Here is a 26,215-nt window from a genome sequence, read left to right on the forward strand (position 1 = left end):
GTGGCAGAAACATGGGTCAATTCCCCGGCCGCCTCCTCGGCCGGCGCGCCTTTCGATCCCCCGTCCGCCGTGCCGGCCGGACCGCTCGGCACCGACCTGTTCCTGGAGCTCTCCGGCCGCGGCAGCCGACGCGCCCAGCTGATGCAGGCGCTGCGCGAGGCCGTCGACTCCGGACGGCTCGCCCCCGGCACCCGGCTGCCCCCGTACCGCAGCCTCGCCCACGATCTGGGCATCGCTCGCAACACGGTGGCGGACGCGTACGCCGAACTCGTCGCTGAGGGGCGACTGTCGGCCCGCCAGGGCTCCGGCACCCGGGTCGCCCACCGGGCCGCACCGCTGCCCACCGGCCGGGACGCCCCCGCCCGCCGGACGGCTCCCCGCCCGGTGGTCCACGACCTGATGCCGTCCTCGCCCGACGCCTCCGCGTTTCCGCGCGCCGACTGGCTGGCCTCCGCCCGGCGGGCCGTCTCCGCCGCGCCCAACGACGCCTTCGGCGTCGGCGACCCGGGCGGTCGCCCCGAGTTGCGGACCGCGCTGGCCGAGTACCTGGCCCGCTCCCGGGGCGTCCGCACCGAGCCGGACCGGATCGTGGTCTGCGCCGGCTTCGCCCACGCCCTGCGCCTGCTGGGCGGAATCCTGGACGGGCCCGTCGCGGTCGAGGCGTACGGTCTGGCCTTCCACCGCGGGCTGCTGGCGGAGGCGGGCCGCCGGACCGTCCCGATCGGCGTCGATGGGGCCGGGGCCCGCACCGCCGAACTGGCCACCACCGGCGCGCGGGCCGCCCTGCTCACGCCCGCCCACCAGTTCCCCACCGGCGGCCCACTGCACGCCGAACGCCGGGCCCTGGCGGTCGACTGGGCCCGCGCGCACGGCGGACTGCTCCTGGAGGACGACTACGACGGCGAGTTCCGCTACGACCGCCAGCCGATCGGCGCCGTCCAGGGGCTCGACCCCGACCGCGTGGTCTACCTCGGCTCCACCAGCAAGAGCCTCTCCCCCGCGCTGCGGCTCGGCTGGATGGTGCTGCCCGGCGACCTGGTCGAGCCGGTGCTCGCCGCCAAGGGCACCCGCGAACTGACCACCGGGGTGATCGACCAGCTCACCCTGGCCGACTTCCTCGCCCGCGGCGCCTACGACCGCCACCTGCGCCGGATGCGCCGCCGCTACCGCCGCCGACGCGACCTGCTGGTCCGCACCCTGGCCGACCGCGCCCCGGACATCCGGGTCAGCGGCATCGCCGCCGGGCTGCACGCCGTGCTCGAACTCCCCGAGCACACCGAGCCGTTGGCCCTCGGCACCGCCCGCCGACTGGGCCTGGCCCTGGAGGGGCTGCGCCCCTACCGCCACCCCGACAGCACCATGCCACCCCGCGACGGCCTGGTGATCGGCTACGGCACCCCGCCCGACCACGCCTTCCCCGCTGCCCTGGATGCCCTCTGCCAGGCCTTCGCCGCTCTCCCCCGCGGGTGACCGGCGGACCAAAAACGGCGCGGTGTGCCATCGACGGACGGTCATGAGGTGTCTCCCTTCGACGAATCGGATGCGGCTGCGCGCAGCAGGGCGGCCATGCCGTTGAAACCGCGGCGCTCGGCGTGCTGGAGCGCCGTTGTGCCGTCGGCGTCGGCGAGCTGTGGGTCAGCGCCGGCGGCGAGCAGCAGGCGGACGATCTCGGTGTGCGGGCCACCCCCGTCGCCGAGGATCACGGCCTCCAGCAGGGCCGTCCAGCCCAGTCGGTTGACGTGGTCGACATCGAGGTCGGTCTCCTCCAACACCGCCTGTACGTACGCGACATGGCCACGCTCGGCCGCGGGTATCAGGCTCACCCCGCCGAACCGGTTGGTCAGCCCGAAATCCGGCCCGGCGACCAGCAGCGCCCGCATCATGGCGACGCTGCCGGTGACGCCGGTGACCAGCCATGGACTGTCCTCCCGGTGGTCCTGCGCATCCGGATCCGCTCCCGCCGCGACCAGGAACTCGGCGACGGCCACCTGGTCGGCGAGCGCGGCCGCCAGCAGCGCCGTCCGCCCCTGCGGATCGCGCGCCTCCAAGTTCGCGCCTGCGGCCAGCGCGGCCCTGACAGCGGCGAGGTCGCCGGTGTGCGCGGCACCGAGCAGACGCTGGTCGATTGCGGTCGTCATCACGGTCCTCCTCCTGAAGGGACGACAGGTACGGCACGGGCGAGGTCGGGCCGGGCCGGGCCGAACGGTGGGCCCGTCGGCTGCCTCCGACGAACCTCTCACCTCCATATTTGCCCCACCCCCGGGCTCGATTCGTCGTCGAACCGGCCAGTCCCCGCGAGCCTTCCGGCTGATACCGACGTCATCCGATCAGTCGATGCACGACGTCCGCAGGGGCCGGCTCCGGCACCCGATGCAGAGTCGGCGATGCTGACGATCCGCTACAAGAGGCTGGCACGGGCCGGGCGTTGAGAAGTCGACACAGGCGGGGCGGCCGAGGAAACCTGGCAGGGCCGCGAACGTGGAGATTCGATCACCATGGCGATCTCCCTCTTCCGCCCGTCGGAATTCTGTGCCATTTTACATGTCACACGTCAGATGGTTGGTGCCCCCCTCGGCCCGGCCACTACCGCTCGGAGTCCCCCACCGTGCGTCATATCCGGATATCTGCCGCCCAGTTGGGCCGGCTGTTCGCACTCGCTTTCGCGCTGGTCCTCACCGTCGGGCTGTTCGCCCCACAGGGCCGCGCCTTCGCCGCCCCCACCCAGCCCGCCACCGGCGCCACCCCCGCCGACACGGCCACCACCCCCGCCTCACACCCCGTCCCGAAGTCGGCCGACGAGCCGAAGGACGCCCGCCCCACCCCGGGTCAGGTCGGGACCGGCGCCAAGTCCGCACCGCGACAGGCCACCCGGGCCCCCGCCGTCGAGTCGGTCAAGAAGCTCGGCGCGCTCGCCGCCGACGCCACCGGCTGCGACACCTCGTTGTTCGGCTCCACCGGCGGCACCACCCTGGTCAACACGGTCAAGTCGGCCGGCCTGGACTGCCTGGGCAAGCTCTATTCGATCACCGGCACCGACGCGAAGAACACCTTCCGCGAGCCGCAGATGGTCGCCGTCGCCGACGCCCTGCGCACCGCCTCGGCGAGCTACGACGGCACCGACTCGGCGTCCGCCGCCCAGCTGATCGCCTTCCTGCGGGCCGGCTACTACGTCCAGTGGAACCACGCCGACGCGGTCGGCCCGTACGGCACCGCACTGCAGACCTCGATCCGCGGCGCGCTGGACGCGTTCTACGCCGCCCCGCACGCCAAGGACGTCACCGAGGCCAACGGCCAGATCCTCTCCGAGGCGGTCATCCTGATCGACTCCGCTCAGGAGAACGCCCGCTACACCGGCGTGGTCAAGGACCTGCTGGACCGCTACACCAGCTCCTGGACCGGCGGCATGTGGACCGCCGTCTCCAACACCAAGCTGGTGCTGGAGAACGGCCTCGGCACCGACTCCTTCAACGCCGCGCTGGCCGCCGACCCGTCCGTAGCCGCCTCGATCTCCGCCTTCGTCAAGCGCAACAGCTCGATGCTCAACGGCAGCGACCTGGCCACCGGCCTGGGCATCGACCTCGGCTCCTTTCTGGAGCAGCCGGTGCTGCAGGCCCAGGCCCGCCCGCTGGTCAAGGATCTGGTCAACGCCTTCCCGCTGATCGGCGCCACCGGCCCGCTCACGATGAACCTCGCCTGGTTCACCGAAAAGAAGGACGAAGGCCACTGCTCCTACTACGGGCTGTGCGACCTGCCGACCCGGCTCGCCCCGCTGGTCCTGACCGTCGACCGAATCTGCAGCCCGACCCTGCACATCCGCGCCCAGGCGCTGACCGCCGCCGAACTGGACAGCACCTGCTCCAGCCTGGCCAACGAGGACGCCCTGTTCCACAGCGTGGTCAAGGACAACGGCCCCGTCCCCGGTGACCTCAACACCCAGCTGGAGGTCGTGGTCTACGACTCCTCCTACGACTACCGCCTGTACGCCTGGTCGATGTTCGACATCGACGTGGACAACGGCGGCATGTACCTGGAGGGCAAGCCCAACGAGCCCGGTAACCAGGCCCGCTTCATCGCCCACGAGGCGGAGTGGCTGCGCCCGGCGTTCTCGATCTGGAACCTCAACCACGAGTACGCGCACTACCTCGACGGCCGCTTCGACTTCTACGGCGACTACGACGCCGGACAGACCGTCCCCAACATCTGGTGGATCGAGGGCTTCGCCGAGTACATGTCCTACACCTACCGGGACGTGCGCTACGACGACGCGATCGCGCAGGCCGCCAAGGGCACCTACAAGCTGAGCACGCTGTTCGACACCACCTACCAGAACACCGACTCCACCCGAACCTACAACTGGGGCTACCTGGCCGTCCGCTACATGCTGCAGTCGCACCCGCAGGACGTCGCCGCCTACCTGGCCAAGACCCGTAGCGGCGACTTCACCGGCGCCCGCGCCGTCATCACCGGCATCGGCACCTCGTACGACGCCGACTTCGCCACCTACCTGGCCGCCTGCGGCGCCGGCAACTGCGGCACCCGGCCGCCCGCCGCCCCGCTCTGCGCCAGCCAGGACACCCGCTCGTACGGGCAGAACTGCCGCCGCGACAACGTCGCGGCCACCACTGGCAACTACAGCTACAGCTTCCTCAACCTGCCGGCCGGCGTGAAGCAGCTCACCATCACCACCACCGGCGGCACCGGCAACGCGGACCTCTACTGGAACCCCGCCGGCTGGGCCACCACCGGCTCCTACGCCGCCAAGTCCACCAACAGCGGCAACGGTGAGACCCTGACCATCACGAACCCGCCCGCAGGCTGGGTGTACTTCAGCCTCTACGCCCAGAACTCCTTCTCCGGAGTCACCGTCACCACGCAGTACTGACCCGCCCGGTGACACCCGAGGCCCGCGGATCCCAGGACCGCGGGCCTCGCGCCGCATCCGGCTCGGCCGCCGGACTCCCCGGCCCTCCGCGCCCGGCGATCGTGGTCCCTGCCCCCGGAGTACCCGCACCGAATCATGCGTACCCAAACGGTCACCGCGCAGCAATTCCCGATGGGGTGAATCTCCCGGCCGCGGCCAACCACCGGACCGTTTCGACGTCCAGGGGGAACCACGGGCCCCGGCAAGGGCGGACAGCGATGCGGCCCAGGTCGCCGGGGCCACCCGGAAGCACCGCCCGGGGTTCGGATCCTGCCCGAGTTCCCCGGAATTCCTCGGCGCGCGCTCGCGGCGCTGCGCGCAGGAGCTGCCGGGGACGCTAATCTACGCTCAGAGCTCGACAAGTCCGGCATTTCGCCTGGCCAGGGAGCTCCATCGGCTGACGGTCGGTCAGCGGCCGAGGTAGGGCGGGTGGGACTCGAACCCACGACCAAGGGATTATGAGTCCCCTGCTCTAACCGGCTGAGCTACCGCCCCCCGACTCGACCCGCCGGGGCCGACGCGCGGCCCTGGCAGCAGTGGACGGCCCCTCAGGGACGCCCCCGGCAGCATAGCCGGTCGGTCACCCCTGGTGCGCGCCGGGGGCGCATCCGGGTCCGCCCGTTCCCGTCCCGTCCGCGCCGCCCATTCGTGGCCCCGGCCACGGCCGTCCGGCGGACACCCAGACGGGCGAACCGCTCTGGAGCGACGGTGGCACCGCGCCGCACCGCGGGTGACGCTTGATCATCGGATCGGCGGCGAGTGGCGAGCGGGAGCGGGTGGCCGGGATGAAGCGGTCGGCGGGCGCGACGGCCTTGCTGGCAACGGCGGTCCTGGCGGCGGCCTGCGGCCCGTCCGGCCCCACCGGAGGGGAGAGCGCCACACAGCCGCCGGCGTCGCTGCCGTCGGGCGCCCTCGCCTCGCAGATCGGCGAGCACGGCTGGAACCGGGACCGGCTGCGGGCGGCGCTCGGCAGGCGTGCCGGGACGACTCACACCGCCCTGCCGACGCCGTTGAACAGCCGGGTGGGCGCGGTGTTCACGCACGCCGCGGACGGCGACCACTTCTGCACCGCCAGCGTGGTCGGCAGCCCGGCCCGGAACCTGATCGTGACGGCGGCGCACTGCCTGGTCGATCCCGGAATCGGCACCTCCCGCACGGACCTGGTATTCGTACCGGGCTACCGCTCCGGTGACGCGCCGTCGGGTGTCTGGCCGCTCGGCACCGTCACCGTCGACCCGAGCTGGCGCACCCGCGGCAATCAGGACCTGGACGTGGCGTTCGCCACCGTGCAGCCGCAGAACGGGCGGCAGGTGCAGCAGGTGCTGGGCGCCAACCGGCTCGGCACCAACCGCGGCTACACCCTGCCGGTGAAGGTGACCGGCTACCCCAGCAGTTCCGACGAGCCGATCACCTGCAGCAACACCACCGTCCAGCAGAGCCCGACCCAGCTGCGGATCGACTGCCCGGACTACACCGGCGGAACCAGCGGCAGCCCCTGGGTGACCGAGCTGGATCCGAGCACGCACACCGGCACCGTGGTCGGCGTGATCGGCGGTTACCAGCGGGGCGGCGACACCGCCGACATCTCGTACAGCAGTTACTTCGGCGACCGGGTGCAGATGCTCTACATGCAAGCGTCCCAGGCTTCCTGACACCCAGTCGGGCGGGCCCCACGCCGAGGCGTTTGCCGCTGCCGTGCGGGCCCTGGTAGATCTTGCTGCATCCTCCGCCCGGCACCCCCGGGCGGGCCCGTCGAGCGGAAGCGAGTGACGGTGCCGCGCACCTCTCCCCGAATCGGCAGCGGCCCGGCCGCCGCGGCCTGCGCGCTGCTGCTCCTGCTGGGGGCGGCCGCGACCGGTTGCGATTCCGCCGAGCCGACCAACAGCGGCCCCACCGCCCGGCCCGCCCCCGCGGGTCCGCTGGGCAACCGGATCGGGCCGCTGTTCGTGGACGACACCGACGGCATGCGGGCCTGCACGGCCGCCGTGGTGCACAGTCGGGGCCACAACCTGCTGATCACCGCCGCCCACTGCGCGGCCCCGCGCGGCGTCCCGCTGGACGGTCTGGTGTTCGCCCCCGGCTACCGCGACCAGCGCGCCCCGTACGGGAGTTGGCCGGTCAACGCGGTGCTGGTGGATCCGCGCTGGGGGCCGGACGAGAACGAGGGGTACGACGTGGCGTTCCTCACTGTCGGCACGGTGCGCGGCCGGCAGATCGAGGACGCGATGGGCGCCTTCACGCTCGCCACCGGGCTCGGCTTCGGGCTGGACGTCACCGTCACCGGCTATCCCAACAACGCCGTGTCCCCGATCACCTGCGAGGGCCTCACCACCTCGCGCAGCAATACCCAGCAGCGCTTCGACTGCGCCGGATTCACCGACGGCACCAGCGGCAGCCCCTGGGTGACCGAGCAGGGTCAGGTGGTCGGCGTAATAGGGGGTTACCAGCAGGGCGGGAACAGCCCGGAGGTCTCCTACAGCGTCGCTTTCGGCGACCGCCTCGCCGACCTCTACCGGCAGGCCGGCGGCTGAGCACCCCGCCGTAAGCCTCCGGGGCGCGGGCCCCGGGGGTACCGAGCGTGCGGAAAACACGAAGGCCCCTCGGCTTCACCGAAGGGCCTTCGCTCTGCACTGATCACCGTAATTTCCGGTGAAGCTCCCCCAATTGGACTCGAACCAATAACCTGCCGATTAACAGTCGGCTGCTCTGCCAATTGAGCTATGGGGGACCGCGCTCCTCCAATTGGACTCGAACCAATAACCTGCCGATTAACAGTCGGCTGCTCTGCCAATTGAGCTATGGAGGATAGTGCTTCGCTTCGACCACCCCGGTCTCCGGATCTCTCCGGGCCCACGGTGCTCGCTGCGGGACATACATTAGCGCACTCAGGGGGGTGTTCCGCCAATCGCTTTCGGCAGCGGCCTCCCCCACCTCGGCCGCGGGCCGGTCCGGCGTGCCCCGCGCGCGCCGTACGGTGCGGACGGGGATGCTGGTGCACGGTGGCTCCGGCTGGCCCGGACCCGCCACCGGCAGGGCGGTTCACGGCCCGGCCGGACGGGTAGACGCGGCAGACAATCGCGCGGCGACGAAGGGTGGAACCAGGGCATGTGGAAGGTGTCGTTGATCGTGGGCATCGGGATCGGGTACGTCCTCGGTACCCGGGCCGGGCGGGAACGGTACGACCAGCTGGCCGGTGCGGCCCGACAGCTGCGGGAGAACCCGCGGGTGCAGGACGCGGCCGGCAAGGCCAAGCAGCAGGCGGGCGCGGTGGCCGGGAAGGCCGCGGGGGCGGTGGCCGACAAGGTCGGCGAGAAGCTGCCGAACTCGCTGACCGAGCGCGTCCCGTACTTCGCGAAGCACCAGGGCGAGGACGACGGCTGGGGCACCGTCCGCCCCTGATCGCACCGAACGTCCCCGGTCCGCACGGACCGCCTCCGACCAGGCACGGAGGGTCGGAGGCGGGGCTGGTTCCGGTACCGACTGGGCAACACTTGCGGCAGTCGTGCCCGCCCCGGCCGCCGACTGCGGCATGATCTCGGCATGGCCATCGTCGCGGGCATCGACAGCTCCACCACTCGCACCCGGATCGTCGCGTGCGACGCCGACACCGGCGCCGTGCTGCGGCAGGGCCGGGCCCCCCATCCGCTGCCCGAGGGCGACGACGCCCGCTCCACCGAGGTCGACCCGCAGAACTGGCTGCACTCGCTCGGCGACGCCGCCGCCGGGGGCCTGCTGGAGGGCGTCCGGGCGATCGGGGTGTCCGCCCAGCAGCACGGGCTGATCGGCCTGGACGCCGGCGGCGTCCTGGTGCGGCCCGCGCTGCTGTGGAACGACCCCCGCTCGGCGGGCTCGGCGGCCGCGCTGCTGGACGCGCTCGGCGGTGCGCAGCCCTGGGTGGAGGCGATCGGCGCGGTGCCGGGCCCCACGTACACCATCGCCAAGCTGCGCTGGCTGGCCGAGTTCGAGCCGGTGTCGGCGCAGCGGATCGCCGAGGTGCTGCTGCCGCACGACTGGCTGGTCTCCCAACTGCTGGGCGGCGCCCGGCGGCGCACCACGGACCGCGGCGACGCCTCCGGCACCGGCTACTGGTCACCGATCACCGGCGAGTACCGGCAGGACCTGATCAAGCTGGCGTTCGGCCACGAGCTGAAGGTCCCGGACGTGCTCGGCCCGGCCGAGCCCGCCGGGCACACCCCCGAGGGGCTGCTGATCTCGGCCGGCACCGGCGAGAACATGGCGGCCTCGCTGGGCCTGGGGCTGGTCCCGGGCGACGCGGTGGTGTCGCTGGGCGGCAACGGCACGATCTTCGCGGTGCACGAGCGGGCGGTGGTCGACCCGTCCGGCCTGGTGTCCTCGTTCGCGGACGCCACCGGCCGACACCTGCCGATGGTGGCGACGCTGAACGCCGCCCAGGTGCTGCGCTCCACCGCCGCGATGCTCGGCACCGACCTGGAGGGCCTGTCGGAGCTGGCCCTGCAGTCCTCGCCGGGCGCGTACGGGATGGTCTTCCTGCCCTACCTGGACGGCGAGCGCACCCCGAAGCTGCCGCAGGCGGCGGGCACCCTGACCGGGCTGCGGGCCGAGTCGATGGCGCCGCAGCACGTGGCGCGGGCCGCCGTCGAGGGCATGCTGTGCAACCTGGCGGAGGCGCTGGACGTGCTGCGCGGGCACGGCGTCGCGGTGAACCGGGTGTTCCTGCTGGGGACGGCGGGCCGGCTGCCCGCCGTCCAGCAGATAGCCCCCCTGGTGTTCGGGCTGCCCGTGGTGGTGCCGCCGCGCGGCGACCACGCGGCTCGCGGCGCGGCCCGCCAGGCCGCCTGGGCGCTCGCCGGAACGGCCGAGCCCCCGCACTGGGAACTGCCGGACGTCACCCTGCTCAACCCGGACCAGGAGCACGACCTGGCGGTCGGCAACGCGGTGCGCCAGCAGTACGCGGCGGTGCGCGAGCAGTTCCACCCGGAGACCGCCGCGACCTCCTGACGGGCCGTCCGCAACCTGTCCAGCGAGACGACGCTGAAGATGCGTCAGGCGGTCCGGGGTGGCAACGTTGGAGGCTCCACGACTGGAGGGACGGTTCGTCATGGCGTTGCACAAGGGGCAGGCCCACGGGGACAACCGCCGGCTGCCGTTCAGCCCGATGCACGTACTGACCGACCCGCTGGGCGCGATGCAGGTGGCCCCGCCGCTGCACCAGCTGCCCAAGATGGCGATCCCGCCCTCGGTCGCGTACGAGCTGATCCACAACGAGCTGATGCTGGACGGCAACGCCAAGCTCAACCTGGCGACCTTCGTCACCACGCAGATGGACGAGTACGCGGACCGGCTGATGAGCGAGTGCCGCGACAAGAACATGATCGACAAGGACGAGTACCCGCAGACCGCGGAACTCGAGCGGCGCTGCGTGGCGATCCTCGCCGACCTGTGGCACGCGCCCGATCCCGGGGCGGCGGTGGGCTGTTCCACCACCGGCTCCAGCGAGGCCTGCATGCTCGCCGGGATGGCGCTCAAGCGGCGCTGGATGCGGCGCAACGCCGACCGGTACGCGGCCGGGGCGCGGCCCAACCTGGTGATGGGCATCAACGTGCAGGTCTGCTGGGAGAAGTTCTGCAACTTCTGGGAGGTCGAGGCGCGGCTGGTCCCGATGGAGGGCGACCGCTTCCACCTGACCGCCGATCAGGCCGTCGCGCACTGCGACGAGAACACCATCGGCGTGGTCGGCATCCTCGGCTCCACCTTCGACGGCTCGTACGAACCGATCGCCGAGATCTGCGCCGCACTGGACGGCCTCCAGCAACGCTCCGGGCTCGACATTCCGGTGCACGTGGACGCCGCGTCCGGCGGCATGGTCGCGCCGTTCCTCGACCCGGACCTGAAGTGGGACTTCCGGCTGCCCCGGGTGGCCTCGATCAACACCTCGGGCCACAAGTACGGGCTGGTGTACCCCGGGGTCGGCTGGGCGCTGTGGCGGGACGAGGAGGCGTTGCCCGAGGAGCTGGTGTTCAAGGTCAACTACCTGGGCGGCGACATGCCGACCTTCGCGCTGAACTTCTCCCGGCCGGGCTCGGAGGTGGTCGCCCAGTACTACACGTTCCTGCGGCTCGGGCGGGCCGGGTTCCACGCGGTGCAGCAGGCCTGCCGGGACGTCGCCGAGTACCTGGCCGGGCAGATCGAGAAGCTCGGTCCGTTCCGGCTGATCACCCGGGGCGACCAGCTGCCGGTGTTCGCCTTCACCACGGCCGAGGGTGCCTCCTTCGACGTGTTCGACGTGTCCCGGCGGCTGCGCGAACGCGGCTGGCAGGTACCCGCGTACACCTTCCCGGAGGGGCGGACCGACCTGGCGGTGCTGCGCGTGGTGTGCCGCAACGGGTTCACCCGGGACTTGGCGGACCTGCTGCTCGGCGACCTGCGGCGGCTGCTGCCCGAGCTCGAGCGCCAGCCCGCGCCGCTCAGCGAGCTGGGCATGCCGCAGCGCAGCGGGTTCCACCACTGACGGGCCGCCGGGGGTGCGGTCAGTCCAGGTAGCCGCGGAGCTGGTCGGCGGAGGCGTGTTCGCGGAGCTTGCGGAGGGTCTTCGCCTCGATCTGCCGGATCCGTTCCCTGGTCACGCCGAACAGCTGGCCGATCTCCTCCAGGGTGCGGGGGCGGCCGTCGTCGAGGCCGTAGCGGAGCTGGACCACCTGGCGTTCGCGTTCGCCGAGGATGGCCAGCACCGCCTCCAGGTGCTCGCGCAGCAGCAGGAACGCGGCGCTCTCCGGCGGGGAGGCGGCGTCGGCGTCCTCGATCAGGTCGCCGAGGGCCACGTCGTCCTCCTCGCCGACCGGGGTGTGCAGCGAGACCGGCTCCTGGGCCAGTTTGAGGATCTCCCGGACCCGCTCCGGCGGCAGTTGGAGCACCAGTCCTACCTCGGCGGCGGTCGGTTCCACGCCGCGCTCCTGCAGCAGGGAGCGCTGCACCCGCAGCACCCGGTTGATCAGCTCGACCACGTGCACCGGCACCCGGATGGTGCGGGCCTGGTCGGCCAGGGCGCGGCTCATCGCCTGGCGTATCCACCAGGTCGCGTAGGTGGAGAACTTGTAGCCGCGCGCGTAGTCGAACTTCTCGACCGCCCGGATCAGCCCGAGGTTGCCCTCCTGGACCAGGTCGAGCAGGGTCAGGCCGCGGCCGACGTAGCGTTTGGCGACCGAGACCACCAGCCGCAGGTTGGCCTCGATCAGGCGGCGCTTGGCGATCCGGCCGAGCACGACCAGCCGGTCGAGGTCGTCGGTGAGCCGCTCGTCCCCGTCCGGGGCGCGGTCGAGCGCCTCCTCGGCGAACAGGCCCGCCTCGATCTGGCAGGCCAGCTCGACCTCCTCGGCGGCGGTCAGCAGCCGGATCCGGCCGATCTCGCGCAGGTACTGCCGCAGCAGGTCGGCGGCCGGGCCGGCGCCCTCGTCCAGGGCGGCTTCCGGGGGCTCGTCGGCGAGGTCCTCGGCGGTGGGCTCGGTCTCGGGCTCCTGGGCCCCCTCGGATCCGGGGACCGTCCCGGCTTCGGCTTCGGGGTCCGTCGGGCCGGACTGCGGCTCGCCGGTGGGGAGTTGCGGGCCGGCCGGGCCGGGCTGGCGTGGGATCGCGGCGTCCCGGGCGGGGGCGGTCCGGTGCGGGCGGGCGACTGAGAGCTCCACGGGCATCCCTCCAGGGGCCGCGCGCGGCCTGGGGGTGCCGCGCCACACCGGAGGGGATACCCAGCCCGGCGGGCCCGGGCACCTGTGGGAGGCCGCGATCCGGACAAACGGCACCCGGCGCACGCCCGGGTGCCGCCGGGCGGGCGGGGGCGGGCGAGGGAGCGGCGGGGCGGGCGGGCGCCGGTCAGAGGGCGGCGACGCCGCGCGAGCGCAGCTGCTGGCCGTACTGCTGCAGGGCCCACAACTCGCTCTGCACCGGGTGCAGTTCCTCGGCGGTGGCCCGGTCGCCCAGCCGGCGCAGGTGGGCCCGCACCTCGTCGACCCGCCGGTCCACGGCCTGCAGGCGGAGCTTGACCAGGAACTCCCCCGCATACACCTCGTCGGCCTTGCGGCGGGAGCGGATCGGCTCCACGGTCAGTTCGGTGACCAGGCCGCGGACCTGGTCGTCCGGGCTGGCCTCGCGGACGGCGGCGGTGAAGTCCGGCAGGCTCGCGCCGTACGCGGTGCCGCCGACCTGGCCGATGGCGCGGCGGACGGCTTGGTACGGCGGGGTGGGGAACTCGTCCTCGCCGTACTGGTCGAAGGCCGGGCTGACCAGATCGGGGTGCTGGAGCGCGAGCTTGAGCAGCTCGCGCTCGACGAACTGCGCCGGGTCGCGCGGGTTGAGCCGGAACGCCGGGCGCTCCGGACGGGCCGGCTGCTGCCCTGCGGGGTCGGGTCGGTGCAGCGGCCGGCGCTGGCCGTTCTGCTGGTTCTCCCTCTGCCAGCGCGCGAGTTGGGAGATCCGGCGGACCACGAACTGCTCGTCCAGGATGCCGACCATGCCGGCCAGCTGGACCGCGTACTCGTGCTGGATCGAGCGGTCCTTGATCTTGACGATGATGCCGGCGGCCTCTTCGAGCGCGGCGGCGCGGCCCTCTGCGGTGTCCACCCGGTGCCGGGCGACCGCCGAGCGGAGCGCGAACTCGAACAGCGGGACGGGGTTCTCGACCAGGGTGCGGACCGCATCGTCGCCCTGGGCGAGGCGCAGATCGCACGGGTCCATGCCGCCCGGGGTGATGGCGATGGAGGTACGGGCGGCGAACTTCTGGTCGTCCTCGAAGGCCCGCAGGGCGGCCTTCTGCCCGGCGGCGTCACCGTCGAAGGTGAAGACCGTCTCACCGCGGTAGGTGGAGGTGTCCATCAGCAGCCGACGGATGATCTTGATGTGGTCTTCGCCGAACGCGGTGCCGCAGGTGGCCACCGCCGTGGTGACGCCCGCCAGGTGACAGGCCATCACGTCGGTGTAGCCCTCGACCACCACTGCCCGGCCGGACTTGGCGATCTCCTTGCGGGCCAGGTCGATGCCGTACAGGACGTTCGACTTCTTGTAGATCGGCGTCTCGGGGGTGTTCAGGTACTTCGGGCCGTTGTCGTCCTCGCGCAGCCGTCGCGCACCGAAACCGACCACGTCGCCCGAGCTGTCCCGGATCGGCCAGACCAGGCGGCCCCGGAAGCGGTCGATCAGGCCGCCGCGCTGGCCCTGCGAGGCCAGACCCCCGACCGAGATCTCCTTGTCGGTGAAGCCGCGGCCGCGCAGGAAACGCACCAGGTGCTCCCAGCCGACCGGGGCGTAACCCACCCCGAAGTGCTTGGCAGCGGCCTCGTCGAAGCCGCGCTCGGCGAGGAAACGACGGCCGATCTCCGCCTCGGGAGTGGCCAGCTGCTCCTGGAACCAGGCGGCGGCGACCTTGTGCGCCTCGATCAGCCTGGTCCGCTCGCCCTGCTGGTGCCGGGGGCTGTAGCCGCCCTCCTCGTAGCGCAGGGTGACGCCCGCCTGGGCGGCCATCCGCTCGACCGCCTCCGCGAACGAGCAGTGCTCGATCTTCATCAGGAAGGTGATCGTGTCGCCGGACTCACCGCAGCCGAAGCAGTGGAAGACGCCCTTGCCCGGGTGCACGTAGAACGACGCGGACTTCTCGTCGTGGAACGGGCACACGCCCTTCAGCTGGGCGCCGCCACCATTGGCCAACTGCACGTAGTCGCCGACCACGGCGTCGATCGGCAGGGCGGCACGCACCGCCTGCACATCCTCGTCCCTGATCCTCCCGGCCACTGGGAAAGTCTACGGGAGCGGCGTTCGTTCCAGCGGTCGCACGAAGCGGTCGCACCGGCTCCGGGCTCAGCCGGTCAGCTTGGCGTGCAGGGCCAGGGCGGAGGCGTCGGTCAGGGTGGCGATCTGGTCGATCACGGTGCGCAGCGCGGCGCGGTCGTCCTCGGCCTCCGCGTACTGGGCGGCGAACACCGGGTCCAGCCCGTCCGGGGCGGTGCGCAGCAGGGCGTCGGCGAGTTCGGCGATCACCACGCGCTGGCGGGAGCGCAGCTGGGCCTGCTCGTCGCGCTGCATCACGTACCGGACGGCGACGGCCTTGAGCACCGCGCACTCCAGCCGGACGTCGCGCGGGACGACCAGCTCGGCGGCGTACCGGGTGAGCCGGCCCGGGCCGTAGCGGGCCCGGGTGGCCTGCTCGGCGGCCAGGCAGAACCGGCCGATCAGCTGGCTGGTGAGGTCCTTGAGGCCGGCCCGGGCACGGGCGGTGCCGTCGTAGGAAGTGGGCCACCACTCCTCGGACTGCAGGCGGTCGAGGGCCGTGCCGAACTCCTCCGGCCCGGTCTCGGCGGCGAACCGCTCGGCGATCTTGAACAGCTCGGCCCGCTCCTGCGGGGCACGCAGCGCCTCCGGGTCGATGTGGCCGGCCTGGAAGCCGTCCTCCACATCGTGGGTGGAGTACGCGACGTCGTCGGACCAGTCCATCACGGTGGCCTCGAAGCACCGGCGGCCGTCCGGCGCGCCGGTGCGCATCCAGCGGAAGACCGGAAGGTCGTCGCCGTACACGCCGTACTTGGTGGAGGCGGGGTCGGTGGGGTGGCCGCCGCGTGCCCACGGGTACTTGGTGGCGGCGTCCAGCGCGGCCCGGGTCAGGTTGAGGCCGACGCTGCGGCCGGGCCACGGGGAGAGCCGGACCTCGGGCTCGTCGAGCGGGGCGAAGCGTTTGGGTTCCAGCCTGGTCAGGATGCGCAGCGACTGGGCATTGCCCTCGAAGCCTCCGCAGGCCGCGGCGGCCTGGTCGAGCGCCTCCTCGCCGGTGTGGCCGAACGGCGGGTGGCCGATGTCGTGGGCCAGGCAGGCGGTCTCCACCAGATCCGGATCGCAGCCGAGCGCCGCGCCCAGCTCCCGGCCGACCTGCGCGCACTCCAGCGAGTGGGTGAGCCGGGTGCGCGGGAAATCACTGCGCATCGGCGCGACCACCTGGGTCGTCCCCGCCAGGCGGCGCAGCGCAGCCGAGTGCAGCACCCGGGCGCGGTCACGCTGGAAGGCGGTGCGGCCGGGCCGCTTGTCGGGCTCGGGCACCCAGCGGGCTTCGGACTGCGGGTCGTACGGAGTGGTGGTCTTCATATGTCAGTCACGGTACGCCGGATGACGGACATTCGGACCTGCGCCGCGCGAACACCCGGCGCCGCCGCGGCAAATTGCAGAGACTTCTCTGCAAAGAGATCTATGCAGAGAAGTCTCTGCACTCTAGTGTTGCCGTCATGAACGAGCACCGCCCCGAAGAACACCCCGTCACCCCCGCACCGAAGGGCGAGCCCCCGCGACGCCGACTCGACGCCAACAGCCTGCGCGGGCTGGCCCATCCGCTGCGGATGCAACTGCTGGACGAGCTCCGCCTGCACGGACCCTCGACCTCCGCGCGGCTCGCCGAGCGCACCGGCGAGTCCACCGGCACCATCAGCTGGCACCTGCGGCACCTCGCCGAGCACGGGTTCATCGAGGAGGAGGCCGGCCGCGGCACCAAGCGGGAACGCTGGTGGCGCGCCGTTCGCGGTGCGATCACGCTGGCCGCCGCCGACTTCGAGCAGGACCCCGGCGCCAAGGCGGCGGTCTCCGTCTACCAGGCGGAGAACCTGCGCCGTCAGTACCAGCGGGTCGCGGACTCGCTGGCCGCCGAGTGGGGGGACGACTGGCGCAACACGGGCCTCGTGAGCGACTGGAGCAACTTGGTCCTGACGCCCGCTCAACTCCGCGCCCTCGGCGACGAACTGGCCGCCGTCGTCGCCCGCCACACCCCCGACCCGGACGCCGCCCCCGACCCCGACGCGCGACCGGCCATCGTCCAGATCCAGGTACTGCCCCGAAAGGAACCCGACCGGCCATGACCTCGACCGCCTCCACCGAGTCCCACCCCGCCGAGCCGGTCGCCGGGCCAGTCGTCGGGCCGGCCGCCGGGCCAGTCGTCGGGCCAGCTGCGAAGGCGGTCACGGAACACGCCGCGAAGCCCGTCGCGGAGCCGGTCGCGGAGCCCGTCACCGCCGGGTCCCGTCGGCCGGGCTACGTGGTCGCCGACCCGACCGCCCGCCGCCGCGCCGGGCTGCTGCGGCGCCACCGCGACTTCCGGCTGCTGTGGGTCGGCGAGACCGCCAACAAGTACGGCTCCGCCGTCACCGGCCTGGCCCTGCCGCTGATCGCGGTCAGCACCCTGCACGCGAGCACCTTCCAGGTCGGCCTGCTCGGCGCGGCGGGCTGGCTGCCCTGGCTGCTGATCGGCCTGCCCGCCGGGGTGTGGGTGGACCGGCTGCGCGCCCGACCGATCATGCTCACCGCGACCGCGATCTCGCTGGTCCTGTACGCCACCGTCCCACTGGCCGCCCTCGCCGGGACCCTCACCCTGTGGCACCTGCTGGCCGTGGCCCTGCTCGCCGGGGCCGCCGGGGTGTTCTTCCAGACCGCGTACACCGCGTACCTGCCACAGCTGCTCGACCCCGCGGACCAGCCCGAAGGCAACGCCAAACTGCACGGCAGCGCCTCCGCCGCAGGCATCGTCGGACTCGGCAGCGGCGGCCTGATCGCCCAGCTCGCCGGACCGGTCAACGGCCTGCTCGCCAACACCGCGACGTTCCTGCTCTCGCTCTGGTGCACCGCCCGGATCGGCCACCGCGAGACCAGCCGCGCCGACCGGCCCCGCCGGGCGCTGCGCAAGGAGATCGGCGAAGGCCTGCGGCTGCTCGGCTCCGACGTCTGGTTCCGCACCTTCACCCTGTTCGGCGCCGCCTCCAACCTGGTGCTGACCGGCTACCAGTCCCTGCTGGTCGTCTTCCTGATCCGCGAGGTCGGGATCGCGGAGGGCACCGTCGGTCTACTGGTCGGCCTGGCCTCCACCGGCGGCATCGCCGGCGCGGCCTTCGCCCGCCGGATCGCCGCCCGGCTCGGCACCTCCCGCGCCATGCTGATGCTCGAACTCTTCCTGCCTGCCCTGACCGTCCTCATCCCGCTCACCGGCCGCGGCCTCGGGCTGGCCTGGTACCTGATCGGCGGCTTCGGCGCCTCCGCCGGCGTGGTCGCCGGTAACGTCATCAAGTCGACCTTCCAGCAGCGCTACTGCCCGCCGGAACTGCTCGGTCGGCTCTCCGCGAGCAGCGCGGTGCTCAACTTCGGCTCCATCCCGCTCGGCGCCGTGCTGGCCGGCTTCCTCGGCACCGAACTGGGCGTGCGCCCCGCGATGTGGCTGATGACCATCGGAGTACCGCTGGCTGCGCTGATCCTCTGGTGTTCCCCGATGCGCCGCGTCCGCGAGCTGCCCACCGAACGCCGGCCGCTGGACACCGCCGGCCAGCCCGCAACTCTCGTCTGCGCAGGCTGACTTCCCCTCACCGCCCCGCAACGACCTGACTGACCGGCCACCTCCGGCCGGTCAGTTCCTGGCCCGACCGGAGGCCGCCGACTGGCGGGGGATACGTGCCCGGCGGGTGGCCGGCGCGGGTACAGGGGGTACGACCGGCACGGCTTCGGGACGGGGGCTGCCGGTCTCCGCCGGAACCTGCACCCGCTGGACGGGCACCACCGTCGCTCCAGGCGTGCCAGGCAGGGCCTGCAGTTTTCGGCCGGTGCGGCGCCGGACGGCTTCCGCTTCGGCCCCGTCTGCCTGCTGACGCAGCAGCACCGCCTCGTCGTGCGCCAACGGCACACCCGCCTCCGCGGCCCGCCGGTACCAGTCCAGGGCGCGCTCGGTCTGTCGTCGATCGGCCAGCATGCGGGCGGCCGCCAGCAGGGCGTCCCGCTCGCCGACCTCGGCGGCCTTCGCGTACCAGTCGAGCGCCTCGTCGATCCGGCCCCGGTCCTCCAGCATCTCGGCCGCTTCCGACACCGCCTGCCGGTCTCCGGAGTCGGCGAACCGCTGCACCCACTCGATGGCCGCGTCCGTACTCACCGAGCCGGACAGCATCCGGGACGCCTCGCGCAGACTGGCCTGACCGGGCCGGTCCGCCGAGCTCAGCAGCAGGTTCGCTTCGAAGTACCGGCCGCCGGCCTTCAGCAGTTCCACCGCATCGAGCAAGAACGCGGCGGTGGCCTCGGCGTCTTCGGCGGGTGCGGCCGGTGCGGCTGCTACGGCCGGTCCGGGGAGCGGATGGGGACGGGAGCGGGGCCGGTCGGAGACCGTGGCCGACCGCCGGTCGAGCTGCTCCACCACGCGGACCGCCTCCGGCAGTACGCGACGCCCGCCGACCCTGGCGGCGGCGCGGTGCCAGGTGACGGACTCCCTCGACCGACCGAGTTCGCCCAGCAGCCGGCCGAGTTCACGTATCGCGTAGGTGTCGCCCCGGTTGGCGGCGAGCGTGTACCAGTGCACCGCCCGGTCGCGGTCGCCGTTCCGTTCCAGCATGTCGGCCGCCTGGAACAGCGCCGCCTCGCCACCGGCCTCGGCCGACCTGCGGTACCAGCTCAGCGCCCCGGCCAGGTCACCGTCCCGTTCGCACTGCTCGCCGCGCTCGCGCAGGGCGTGGTGGTCGCCGATGTGCGCGTACCAGGGCAGATTGCCGTACTGGCCGTCTCTGGCGAACAGCGCCGCGGCCTCGTACCAGGCCGTCTCGTCGCCGGTGGCCGCGGCCCGTTCGTACCAGGCGGCGGCCTCGTTGATCCGGCCCACCGTCTCCCACACGTCTGCTGCCTCATGCACCGTGGTGACCCCCTGTTCCCACGCGCGTTCCCACCAGACGATTGCCTGGTCCGTTCTCCCGGCCGCCGCGCAGATCCTGGCGCAGGCGGCGGGTGCCTCGGGATGTCCGTCGGCCGCCGCCCGCGCGAACCGGCCCAGGGCCTTGTCCGTGCGGTCGAGCCCGAGGAGTAGCCGCCCGGCCCGGTAGTGGGCGGCCGGATGGCCGGCTCCGGCGGCGGTGTCGAACCGCTCCAGTGCCGCGTCGATCTCGCCGGTGCGGCCGAGGAGCTCGGCACTCCGGCAGAGTGCTTCGGTGTCCCCGGCCCGGGCGGCCCGTTCGTACCAGCCGACGGCCCGTTCGTGCTGCCCGTCGCGTTCCAGCAGTTCGGCTGCTGTCACCAGTGCCCCCGGCACGCCGACTTCGGCTGCCGCGCCGCACCGGTCGACGGCCTCCGCCGTCCGGCCGGAATCGGCGAGCAGGGCGGCGGCCTCCAGCAGCGCGGTGTGGTGGCCCGCTGCTGCGGCCGAGGCGAAGAGGCCGAGTGCTGCCTGTGCGTGCCCGCGCAGCGCTGCGGCGCGGGCGAGGACGGGCTGGTCGGCGGGGTGGGCATGCCGCGTCAGGCACTCCCAGAGGCCGGGCGGCACGGCGCGGCTCTCCCGTTCCGGCCGCAACTCCCGCACCAGCGCCTCGACCAGGCGTACCTCGGCGTCTTCGTCGCTTTCTCCGGTCAACGCCGGACCGCCCGATATCCGGCCGGCCGTCACCAGCGCGCCGCCCGTCTCCAGGCCATCGACGCGCAGGTACGCCCATGCTTCGGCGGCCCAACCTGCTCCGAGGGCGCCCCGCTCGCACTCCGTCAGGTAGTGCGGGGCGGCGGCCGTCAGCAGGGCGGCAGGCAGGGTGGAACGGTGGCCGAGGCGCAGTGTGTCCAGTGCGGCATCGACCAGCGCCCTGGCGGCGGGCGGCCCCGATCGGTAACGGTGCACCAGCCGAGGGCCGGCCGGTTCGGCTCCGTCGCGGGTGCGACGACGTCCGGTGGGCTGGGCGTCGCCGTCGGTCGGGGTCTCGGCAGCCAACCGGGTGTCCGGTGCCGACTTCCGCCCGGATCGGCCCGGCCTCGTCGCGCCAGTGCCGTGGCGGGCCCGGTCGGCGTCTCTCAGGGCGGCCCAGTAGCGGGCCCGTCGCACCGGGCGGCCGGCGGCACGGGCCAACTCCCCTGCCACGATGGCCAGCCGGTCGATCTCGCGGGGCACGGAGCGCCCGGACAGCCACCCGTTGAGAGTGGACGGGCCGATCCCGCCCAGCCGGGCCAGGCTTTTCTGAGTGATCGTCCGGCCTCCGGACCGGCGGGCCGCCTCCCAGAGCAGGAGCAGTTCGCGCAGCACCGCGGAGTGGGCGGCACGTCCCCTCATCCGCACGTCAACTGCCATGCCAGCTCCCGGCCGGACTCGGGGCGGATCTTCGAATCCGTCCCTCTGCGTGCAGGGTACGCATTCCGGCACCCCGTCGTACCGAGTTCTCCGGGAATCACCTGCGGGATCGGCGATCCTGCCCTCATCCAGGCCCGTGACCTGCTATGGGGCCCGCGGACCGCCCCACGACTCGGTGAGTGTGGGCGCGCGCAAGAAACGCGCGCCCGGTCGGACCGCCGGGCGACCGGGTCAGTGCCGCTCCCGCAGAGCCGTCAGGACGGCGTCGGCCATGCCCTGCTGGCCCTGGGCGTTCGGATGGATCGGGGCCAGACCACCCGCCGCACCGAGGGGTTCGATCCAGCGAGTGCCTTCCGCCTCGCACATGTCATGGCCGGTGGACGAAGCATAGGTGTCGACGAAGGTCACCCCAGCTGCTTCGGCCCGTTGGCGGAGCATGGCATTCAGCTGCTGCTCCTGCTCGGTGACGAATCCGATGTCGGCTGCCGCGATGCCGTCCCCCAGGGTCTTGGAGCACCGGGCCGGGTCCTGCGGCAGCAGCGCCGGGTAGCCGATCAGCAGGACCTTGGCCTGCGGCGCCCGCCGCTTGACCTCGCCGAGGGCGGTCGTGAGCCGCTCGCCGGTGTCCTGCACCTTCCGCTGGACCTCACCGCGCCCACCACCGGTGGTGTAGTAACTGCGGCAGGGCGCGTCGCTGCCACCGCCGATCAGGCTGTGGCGGACGTTCTCCAGCGCGCAGCGGCCCAGGACGTCGAGGAATCCGGCGTCGTTCCCGCCCACGCCGAGTGTGACCAGGCGGGTCGCCTGGCCAATGGCGTCCAGCTGGGGCGGGTTGACCCCGTTGTCGGTCTTCTGCGCGGCCGTCAGGTCTCCGGTCCGTGCGCCGCTGCAGCTGACGTCGGTGAAGTCCTGCAGGCCGAGCTGCCGGGCCACCAGGGAGGGGTAGTTGACGCCGGACCTGCCACAGCCCAGCGGTGAGCCGCTCTGCGGCGGAATCCGCAGGCCGGAGGTATAGCTGTCCCCGAGTGCCACGTACGGCCCGGTGATGGGCGTCGCGGAGGGGCTGGGGGACGCTGCCCGGTCGGGGCCGGGCTTCGGGGAAGTCTCGGCGGCACTGCACGCTGCGGTGCTGATCAGCACCGCCGTGGTGGCGGCCAGCAGGCGGCGGCGCACCTACTCCGCGCCGCGCTCGTGCTCGGCGAGGAACTCCTCGAAGCGTCGGCCGAGCTCGTCGGCCGAGGGCAGGTCGGTGGTCTCGGCCAGCAGGCTCTCGCGATCGGCGGCGCCGGAGACCGCGTCGTACTGGCTCTCCATGCCCTGGATCGCGGAGCGCAGCTCGCCGTCGCCCTGGGAGAGTTGGTCCTCGATCTCGGCGTAGACCTCGTTGACCCGCGCGCGCAGTTCACTGCCAGGCATGACCAGGCCGGTCGCGGACTGCACGGCCTCCAGGATCACCACTGCGGCAGCCGGGTACGCGGAGCGGGCGATGTAGTGGGGGACGTGCGCGGCGAAGCCCAGCACGTCGTGGCCGGACTCGGCGAGCCGGTACTCGACCAGCGCCTGAGCGCTGCCGGGGACCTGCGCCTGGTCGAACCACTTGGGGTGCCCCGCCGCCAGGTCGACGCGGTTGCCGTGCGGGGTGAGGCTGACCGGCCGGGTGTGCGGCACACCCATCGGGATGCCGTGGAAGGAGACGGCCAGACGGATCTCGAACCGCTCCACCAAATCCCGTACGGCGGCGGCGAACAGCTCCCACTCGGTGTCCGGCTCGGGGCCGGTGAGCACCAGGAACGGCGCGCCAACGGAGTCACGCACCAATTGGAGGAGGATTTCCGGCGGGTCGTAGGCCGTCCAGCTCTCCTGGTCGAAGGTCATCGCGGGACGGCGGGCCCGGTAATCGACCAGCCGGTCGTGGTCGAACCTGGCGACCACCTGCGGGGAACCGTGCTCCAGCAGGTGCGCCACCACCTGGCCTCCGGCCTCGCCGGCGTCCATGAAGCCCTCGAAGTGGTACAGCAGCACCAGGCCGGCACCGGCCTCCGCGGCGGCGCGGGCCGCCGCCAGGGCGGTCACGCCCTGCGGTTCCAGCTCGTACAGCTCCTTGGGATCACGCACAGCGCACCCAACCCCGTTCCGTCTCGTCGTCTCGGAATGTTTTCGGATCTGATCTGTCCAGCGTGCGACGGCTCGCCGGAATTCCCGTCCGCGCGCGAGTCTTCACTCCGTCTCGGGAATCCTCTCACCTCCCGGCAAAGCCGCTGGTGGTGGACGTGGCGAGCGGGCCGAGCGCTAATATGACGGAGCGTCTCGGCGTGCCGAAAGGACCCGCGCGTCCTCGTTGGCGCGCCGCGAAGTGACGCACCGCCTTCTGGCGGGTATCGTCCTCTCGCTGCCTCGCATCGTCGCGTCGTCGCGCCACGCCGTCTGTCACGTCGTGGGCCACGCCCCGGTCCGTTGTGATGCCAGCCATCCATTGCGCACCTTGCCTTCACCTGGCCGCCTGCTTCGCTTCGTGATCTCGTTTCTCCCTCGGCCATCTCGCGGACGCACACTGTCCCGTCGCTCATCCCGCCGGATCGGTCCGTCGACCCGTGTCCGTACCGGCACCGCGCTGCCCGCCTCCGGGCTGCCGACCCGCCGCACGCCCGAGCCTCTGGCGTAGCGCACCCGGGCGGCCGCTTGTCCGGGGCCGGGGCGAACGACCACTGCCCACGCGCCGCGAACCCGGCACGCGGGACCCCGACGAGCCGAAGGACCGAAGGATCCGTGCCCGTACCCGTCACCCTCTACGGCCGCACCGTGCGGCTGGAGCCCCTCGCCGAGCACCACGCCGCGGCCCTTGCCGAGGCCGGCGCCGAGGACCGTACGACCTACGCCTTCACCCCTGTCCCGCACGGCCTTGAAGCCGCCCGGGAGTACATCGCGCGTGCCCTCGCCGACCAGGCGGCGGGCCGGTCAATGCCGTACGCCACCGTGAGTACGGCCGACAATCGCGTCGTGGGCTCGACCCGATTCCTGGAACTGGACTACTGGCAGGGGCCGCTGGTCTGGCCGCCCGTGCCCGGGATCCCGTACGGCGATCCGCTGGAAGCCGTGCCGGACGCCGCGGAGATCGGGAACACCTGGCTGTCCCCGCGGGCGCAGGGCACCGGCATCAACACGGAGGCGAAGCTGCTGATGCTGCGGCACGCCTTCGAGGTCTGGGGCGTGCAGCGGATCTCGCTGCGGGCCGACGCCCGCAACGCCCGTTCCCGGATTGCCATCGAGCGGCTGGGTGCCACCTCCGAGGGAGTCCGCCGGGCGCACTCGCGCGGCCTGGACGGCGTAGTCAGGTCGACCGCGTTCTACTCGATCCTGGACGAGGAGTGGCCGGCCGTCCGCGACATCATCGAGCTGCGGATCGCCGCCGCGACCTCGCCCAGCGCACCGGATCCGGCGCCGCTCAACCAGGAGTGCCTTAGACACGGCGGCTCCCTGGTCGGCGAGCCTGTGATCGGCAGTTCGCTGCTCCCGGCCGCCTGAGCCGGCCTTCCGGCTCCCGTTCCGGCGGGAGCCGGCCCGTCCGGGGCGGGCGTACGGCGGGGTCGGCCCCCGAACGCCCTCCCCGGACGGCTTTCTGCCGTAGTGGGGCTGCGACACTCTGTCGAGTTGTCAAGGAGCGTGGGCCTCACGTGCGTTGGCTCCACCTCCGCTCCTGGGTGTGATCCTTCTGATACTGCGCCAGGTCCGACCCGCCCCTCCGACTCAGCCCTCGCTCGAACCGCCCCCGGTGTCGGACTCCGAGCCGGCCGCCTCGGCGGCGGCGGCCAACTGCTGGAGTGCGGCAAGGTGGGCGGCCAGCGTGGCCCGGCCCTGCCGGGTCGCGGAGAGCCAGGTACGCGGCCGCTTGCCCACGTAGCCCTTGCGGGCCCGCAGGTAGCCGGTCGATTCCAGGCTCGCCGCGGTTTTGCTGAGCACCGAGTCCGAGACCTGGCAGTAGTCGCGGACCACGGAGAACTCCGCTTCCTGGCATCCACTGAGGAAGGCCAGGACGGTGAGCCTGGTCGGTTGATGGAGGGCTGGGTCAAGCCCGTTCACTGCGCGCTGCTCATGCTCTGCTCCTTTACGTGACGGTTGATCAGGGCGATGCCGGCCCACATCGCCAGTCCGCCACCGACACCGGCGGCCGCACTGGCCCAGCCCGGATCTCCGGTGGCCAGCCAGGCGACGAGGCCGGACAGCACCGCCGCCAGGACGACCGCGCCGAACGCCCGCAGGGCGTGCGGCGGGAGCCCGCGTTCGACGAGCCCGGCAACGCCGCGGGCGCGGACGGCTGCCCGCACTATCGCGGCCTGCACCAGTACCAGCCCGAGCGGGCACAGCAGTATCAGCCACTGCGCCTGCTGCCCGAAGGACTTCCCGATCGCCGCCCCGTAGGCAGCGAACGAGAGGCCCACACCTGGCCCGTACCACCAGGGCAGCGGCTGTGGCCGCCGCGCGGCGGCCTCGGCCCGCCCGGCGAGGGCGAGTGCCTCGGCGGGGGTCAGAGTGTCTCCGGGCGGCAACCCTTCGGCCTCTTCGTACGTGAACTGCTTCTCCTCGGCCATCGAACCCCCGGGCAACGCGACATCGATCCAGCCTTCTGCCGGATCAAGTACTGCCACCCTGGCACATACTTTCCACGATAGAAAGTAATTTACCGGCGTGTCGCCGGCAGTGTTGTCAGCAGCGCGAGTCGATCTCCTGGAAGGAGGCGTAGTGGTCGGCGGTCCAGTACTGCTCACCGGCGTTTCCGGTCACCACCCGCCGGGTTCCGCGGTCGTCCGAGCCCGGGGTGACCACGGTGAACTCGTGGTAGTAGCCGTTGTTCTGGCGCGGCAGGCGGCTCTCCCGGTTCTCGAAGACGATGCCGTCCGAGCGGTACGGGTAGGGGCCGCCCTTGGCGATCAGCCCGAGGGTGTCGAGGGCCTGCGAGGGCAGTTTGCTGCGGCAGACGTCGGCCAGCGCGGTGTTGGTGGGCACCCAGGTGAGCTGGTCGGCGGGCGACTTTGCCGGGGCGGACGGCTTGGGGGCGCTCGTGGTGCCGTTCCGGGCAGCCGTGGCGGCGGGCGCGGAAGGGGACTTGTCGGCGCTCGGGCTGCCGGTGTCGCCCCCGCCGTTCAGCAGGGCGGTCACTGCGGCGATAAGGCCCGCGACGATCAGGACGGCGAGGCTGATCAGGCGATTGCGGCTGGTCATGACGTCTAGCTTGC

At 72.6% G+C, this 26,215-nt stretch carries 20 protein-coding genes and 3 tRNA genes; 10 read left to right on the top strand and 13 right to left on the bottom strand.

The genetic code is table 11. The features are described 5' to 3' along the window. Nucleotides 1–1,470 carry a PLP-dependent aminotransferase family protein gene (locus tag ACFYST_RS11285; protein WP_387861456.1) on the top strand — a complete coding sequence of 490 codons (1,470 nt, stop codon included), beginning with the start codon at nucleotides 1–3 and terminating at the stop codon, nucleotides 1,468–1,470. 41 nt (nucleotides 1,471–1,511) lie between these two features. On the opposite strand, the gene ACFYST_RS11290 is transcribed toward ACFYST_RS11285, so the two are convergent. After that, entirely contained in the window at nucleotides 1,512–2,138 is a 627-nt protein-coding gene (locus ACFYST_RS11290; protein ID WP_387861458.1) for an ankyrin repeat domain-containing protein, read from the bottom strand. Between the two features lie 467 nt (nucleotides 2,139–2,605). Here ACFYST_RS11290 and ACFYST_RS11295 point away from each other — a divergent pair, with 467 nt between their 5' ends. Further along, a complete protein-coding gene (locus tag ACFYST_RS11295; RefSeq protein WP_387643188.1) occupies nucleotides 2,606–4,882 on the top strand; it encodes a collagenase in 2,277 nt (758 codons plus the stop codon). A gap of 460 nt (nucleotides 4,883–5,342) precedes the next feature. Here the strand turns inward: ACFYST_RS11295 and ACFYST_RS11300 are convergent. Beyond that, a tRNA-Ile gene (locus ACFYST_RS11300) sits at nucleotides 5,343–5,416 on the bottom strand. Nucleotides 5,417–5,658: 242 nt separating this feature from the next. On the opposite strand from ACFYST_RS11300, the gene ACFYST_RS11305 reads away from it, so the two are divergent. Together ACFYST_RS11305 and ACFYST_RS11310 are read left to right on the top strand one after the other, a co-directional pair. Next, complete coding sequence (locus ACFYST_RS11305) at nucleotides 5,659–6,573, top strand: trypsin-like serine peptidase (protein ID WP_387861459.1); 915 nt, start codon at nucleotides 5,659–5,661, stop codon at nucleotides 6,571–6,573. 120 nt (nucleotides 6,574–6,693) lie between these two features. After that, nucleotides 6,694–7,452 (top strand): trypsin-like serine peptidase, encoded by a 759-nt coding sequence (locus ACFYST_RS11310; protein WP_387643186.1) that lies wholly within the window; start codon nucleotides 6,694–6,696, stop codon nucleotides 7,450–7,452. Nucleotides 7,453–7,576: 124 nt separating this feature from the next. Here the strand turns inward: ACFYST_RS11310 and ACFYST_RS11315 are convergent. Together ACFYST_RS11315 and ACFYST_RS11320 are read right to left on the bottom strand one after the other, a co-directional pair. Further along, nucleotides 7,577–7,649 (bottom strand) — tRNA-Asn (locus tag ACFYST_RS11315). 5 nt (nucleotides 7,650–7,654) lie between these two features. Beyond that, nucleotides 7,655–7,727, bottom strand: a tRNA-Asn gene (locus tag ACFYST_RS11320). Between the two features lie 299 nt (nucleotides 7,728–8,026). On the opposite strand from ACFYST_RS11320, the gene ACFYST_RS11325 reads away from it, so the two are divergent. The 3 genes from ACFYST_RS11325 to ACFYST_RS11335 all read left to right on the top strand — a co-directional run bounded on the left by ACFYST_RS11325 (nucleotide 8,027) and on the right by ACFYST_RS11335 (nucleotide 11,411). After that, nucleotides 8,027–8,320 (top strand): hypothetical protein, encoded by a 294-nt coding sequence (locus ACFYST_RS11325; protein WP_387643185.1) that lies wholly within the window; start codon nucleotides 8,027–8,029, stop codon nucleotides 8,318–8,320. Nucleotides 8,321–8,461: 141 nt separating this feature from the next. Continuing rightward, nucleotides 8,462–9,901 (top strand): FGGY family carbohydrate kinase, encoded by a 1,440-nt coding sequence (locus ACFYST_RS11330; protein WP_387861461.1) that lies wholly within the window; start codon nucleotides 8,462–8,464, stop codon nucleotides 9,899–9,901. A 100-nt stretch (nucleotides 9,902–10,001) separates the two neighbouring features. Further along, complete coding sequence (locus ACFYST_RS11335) at nucleotides 10,002–11,411, top strand: glutamate decarboxylase (RefSeq protein WP_387861463.1); 1,410 nt, start codon at nucleotides 10,002–10,004, stop codon at nucleotides 11,409–11,411. 19 nt (nucleotides 11,412–11,430) lie between these two features. Here the strand turns inward: ACFYST_RS11335 and ACFYST_RS11340 are convergent, their stop codons facing one another. The 3 genes from ACFYST_RS11340 to ACFYST_RS11350 all read right to left on the bottom strand — a co-directional run bounded on the left by ACFYST_RS11340 (nucleotide 11,431) and on the right by ACFYST_RS11350 (nucleotide 16,018). After that, nucleotides 11,431–12,588, bottom strand: a complete 1,158-nt coding sequence (locus tag ACFYST_RS11340; protein ID WP_387861464.1) for a sigma-70 family RNA polymerase sigma factor — start codon at nucleotides 12,586–12,588, stop codon at nucleotides 11,431–11,433. Nucleotides 12,589–12,766: 178 nt separating this feature from the next. Continuing rightward, a complete protein-coding gene (gene dnaG / locus ACFYST_RS11345) occupies nucleotides 12,767–14,677 on the bottom strand; it encodes a DNA primase (RefSeq protein ID WP_387643181.1) in 1,911 nt (636 codons plus the stop codon). Nucleotides 14,678–14,743: 66 nt separating this feature from the next. After that, nucleotides 14,744–16,018: a deoxyguanosinetriphosphate triphosphohydrolase gene (locus ACFYST_RS11350; RefSeq protein WP_387643180.1), complete on the bottom strand. Its 1,275-nt coding sequence runs from the start codon at nucleotides 16,016–16,018 to the stop codon at nucleotides 14,744–14,746. A 137-nt stretch (nucleotides 16,019–16,155) separates the two neighbouring features. Here ACFYST_RS11350 and ACFYST_RS11355 point away from each other — a divergent pair, with 137 nt between their 5' ends. Then, on the top strand, nucleotides 16,156–16,779 hold the full coding sequence (locus ACFYST_RS11355) for a helix-turn-helix domain-containing protein (protein WP_387643179.1): 624 nt from the start codon (nucleotides 16,156–16,158) through the stop codon (nucleotides 16,777–16,779). Continuing rightward, nucleotides 16,776–18,260 (top strand): MFS transporter, encoded by a 1,485-nt coding sequence (locus tag ACFYST_RS11360; protein ID WP_387643178.1) that lies wholly within the window; start codon nucleotides 16,776–16,778, stop codon nucleotides 18,258–18,260. The genes ACFYST_RS11355 and ACFYST_RS11360 overlap by 4 nt, the downstream gene beginning before the upstream one ends. Before the next feature lie 51 nt (nucleotides 18,261–18,311). Here ACFYST_RS11360 and ACFYST_RS11365 read toward each other — a convergent pair whose 3' ends face one another. From ACFYST_RS11365 to ACFYST_RS11375, 3 genes are all read right to left on the bottom strand, one after another. Further along, nucleotides 18,312–20,984, bottom strand: coding sequence for a hypothetical protein (locus ACFYST_RS11365; RefSeq protein ID WP_387861466.1), 2,673 nt, complete (start codon nucleotides 20,982–20,984; stop codon nucleotides 18,312–18,314). Between the two features lie 231 nt (nucleotides 20,985–21,215). Beyond that, nucleotides 21,216–22,157 carry an SGNH/GDSL hydrolase family protein gene (locus ACFYST_RS11370; RefSeq protein ID WP_387861468.1) on the bottom strand — a complete coding sequence of 314 codons (942 nt, stop codon included), beginning with the start codon at nucleotides 22,155–22,157 and terminating at the stop codon, nucleotides 21,216–21,218. Next, nucleotides 22,158–23,099 (bottom strand): PAC2 family protein, encoded by a 942-nt coding sequence (locus tag ACFYST_RS11375; protein ID WP_387861469.1) that lies wholly within the window; start codon nucleotides 23,097–23,099, stop codon nucleotides 22,158–22,160. 651 nt (nucleotides 23,100–23,750) lie between these two features. Here ACFYST_RS11375 and ACFYST_RS11380 point away from each other — a divergent pair. Next, a complete protein-coding gene (locus ACFYST_RS11380) occupies nucleotides 23,751–24,506 on the top strand; it encodes a GNAT family N-acetyltransferase (protein ID WP_387643174.1) in 756 nt (251 codons plus the stop codon). Nucleotides 24,507–24,728: 222 nt separating this feature from the next. Here ACFYST_RS11380 and ACFYST_RS11385 read toward each other — a convergent pair whose 3' ends face one another. Genes ACFYST_RS11385 through ACFYST_RS11395 form a run of 3 tightly spaced genes read right to left on the bottom strand, consistent with a single transcriptional unit; the run spans nucleotide 24,729 to nucleotide 26,201 of the window. Then, on the bottom strand, nucleotides 24,729–25,061 hold the full coding sequence (locus tag ACFYST_RS11385; RefSeq protein ID WP_387861470.1) for a transcriptional regulator: 333 nt from the start codon (nucleotides 25,059–25,061) through the stop codon (nucleotides 24,729–24,731). After that, nucleotides 25,058–25,627, bottom strand: coding sequence for a hypothetical protein (locus ACFYST_RS11390; protein WP_387861472.1), 570 nt, complete (start codon nucleotides 25,625–25,627; stop codon nucleotides 25,058–25,060). The genes ACFYST_RS11385 and ACFYST_RS11390 overlap by 4 nt, the downstream gene beginning before the upstream one ends. Nucleotides 25,628–25,685: 58 nt before the next feature. Beyond that, nucleotides 25,686–26,201, bottom strand: coding sequence for a ribonuclease (locus tag ACFYST_RS11395; RefSeq protein ID WP_387861474.1), 516 nt, complete (start codon nucleotides 26,199–26,201; stop codon nucleotides 25,686–25,688). Nucleotides 26,202–26,215 lie beyond the last annotated feature (14 nt).

Origin of the sequence: Kitasatospora sp. NPDC004614 (assembly GCF_042873675.1) — a bacterium.
GTDB lineage: Bacteria > Actinomycetota > Actinomycetes > Streptomycetales > Streptomycetaceae > Kitasatospora.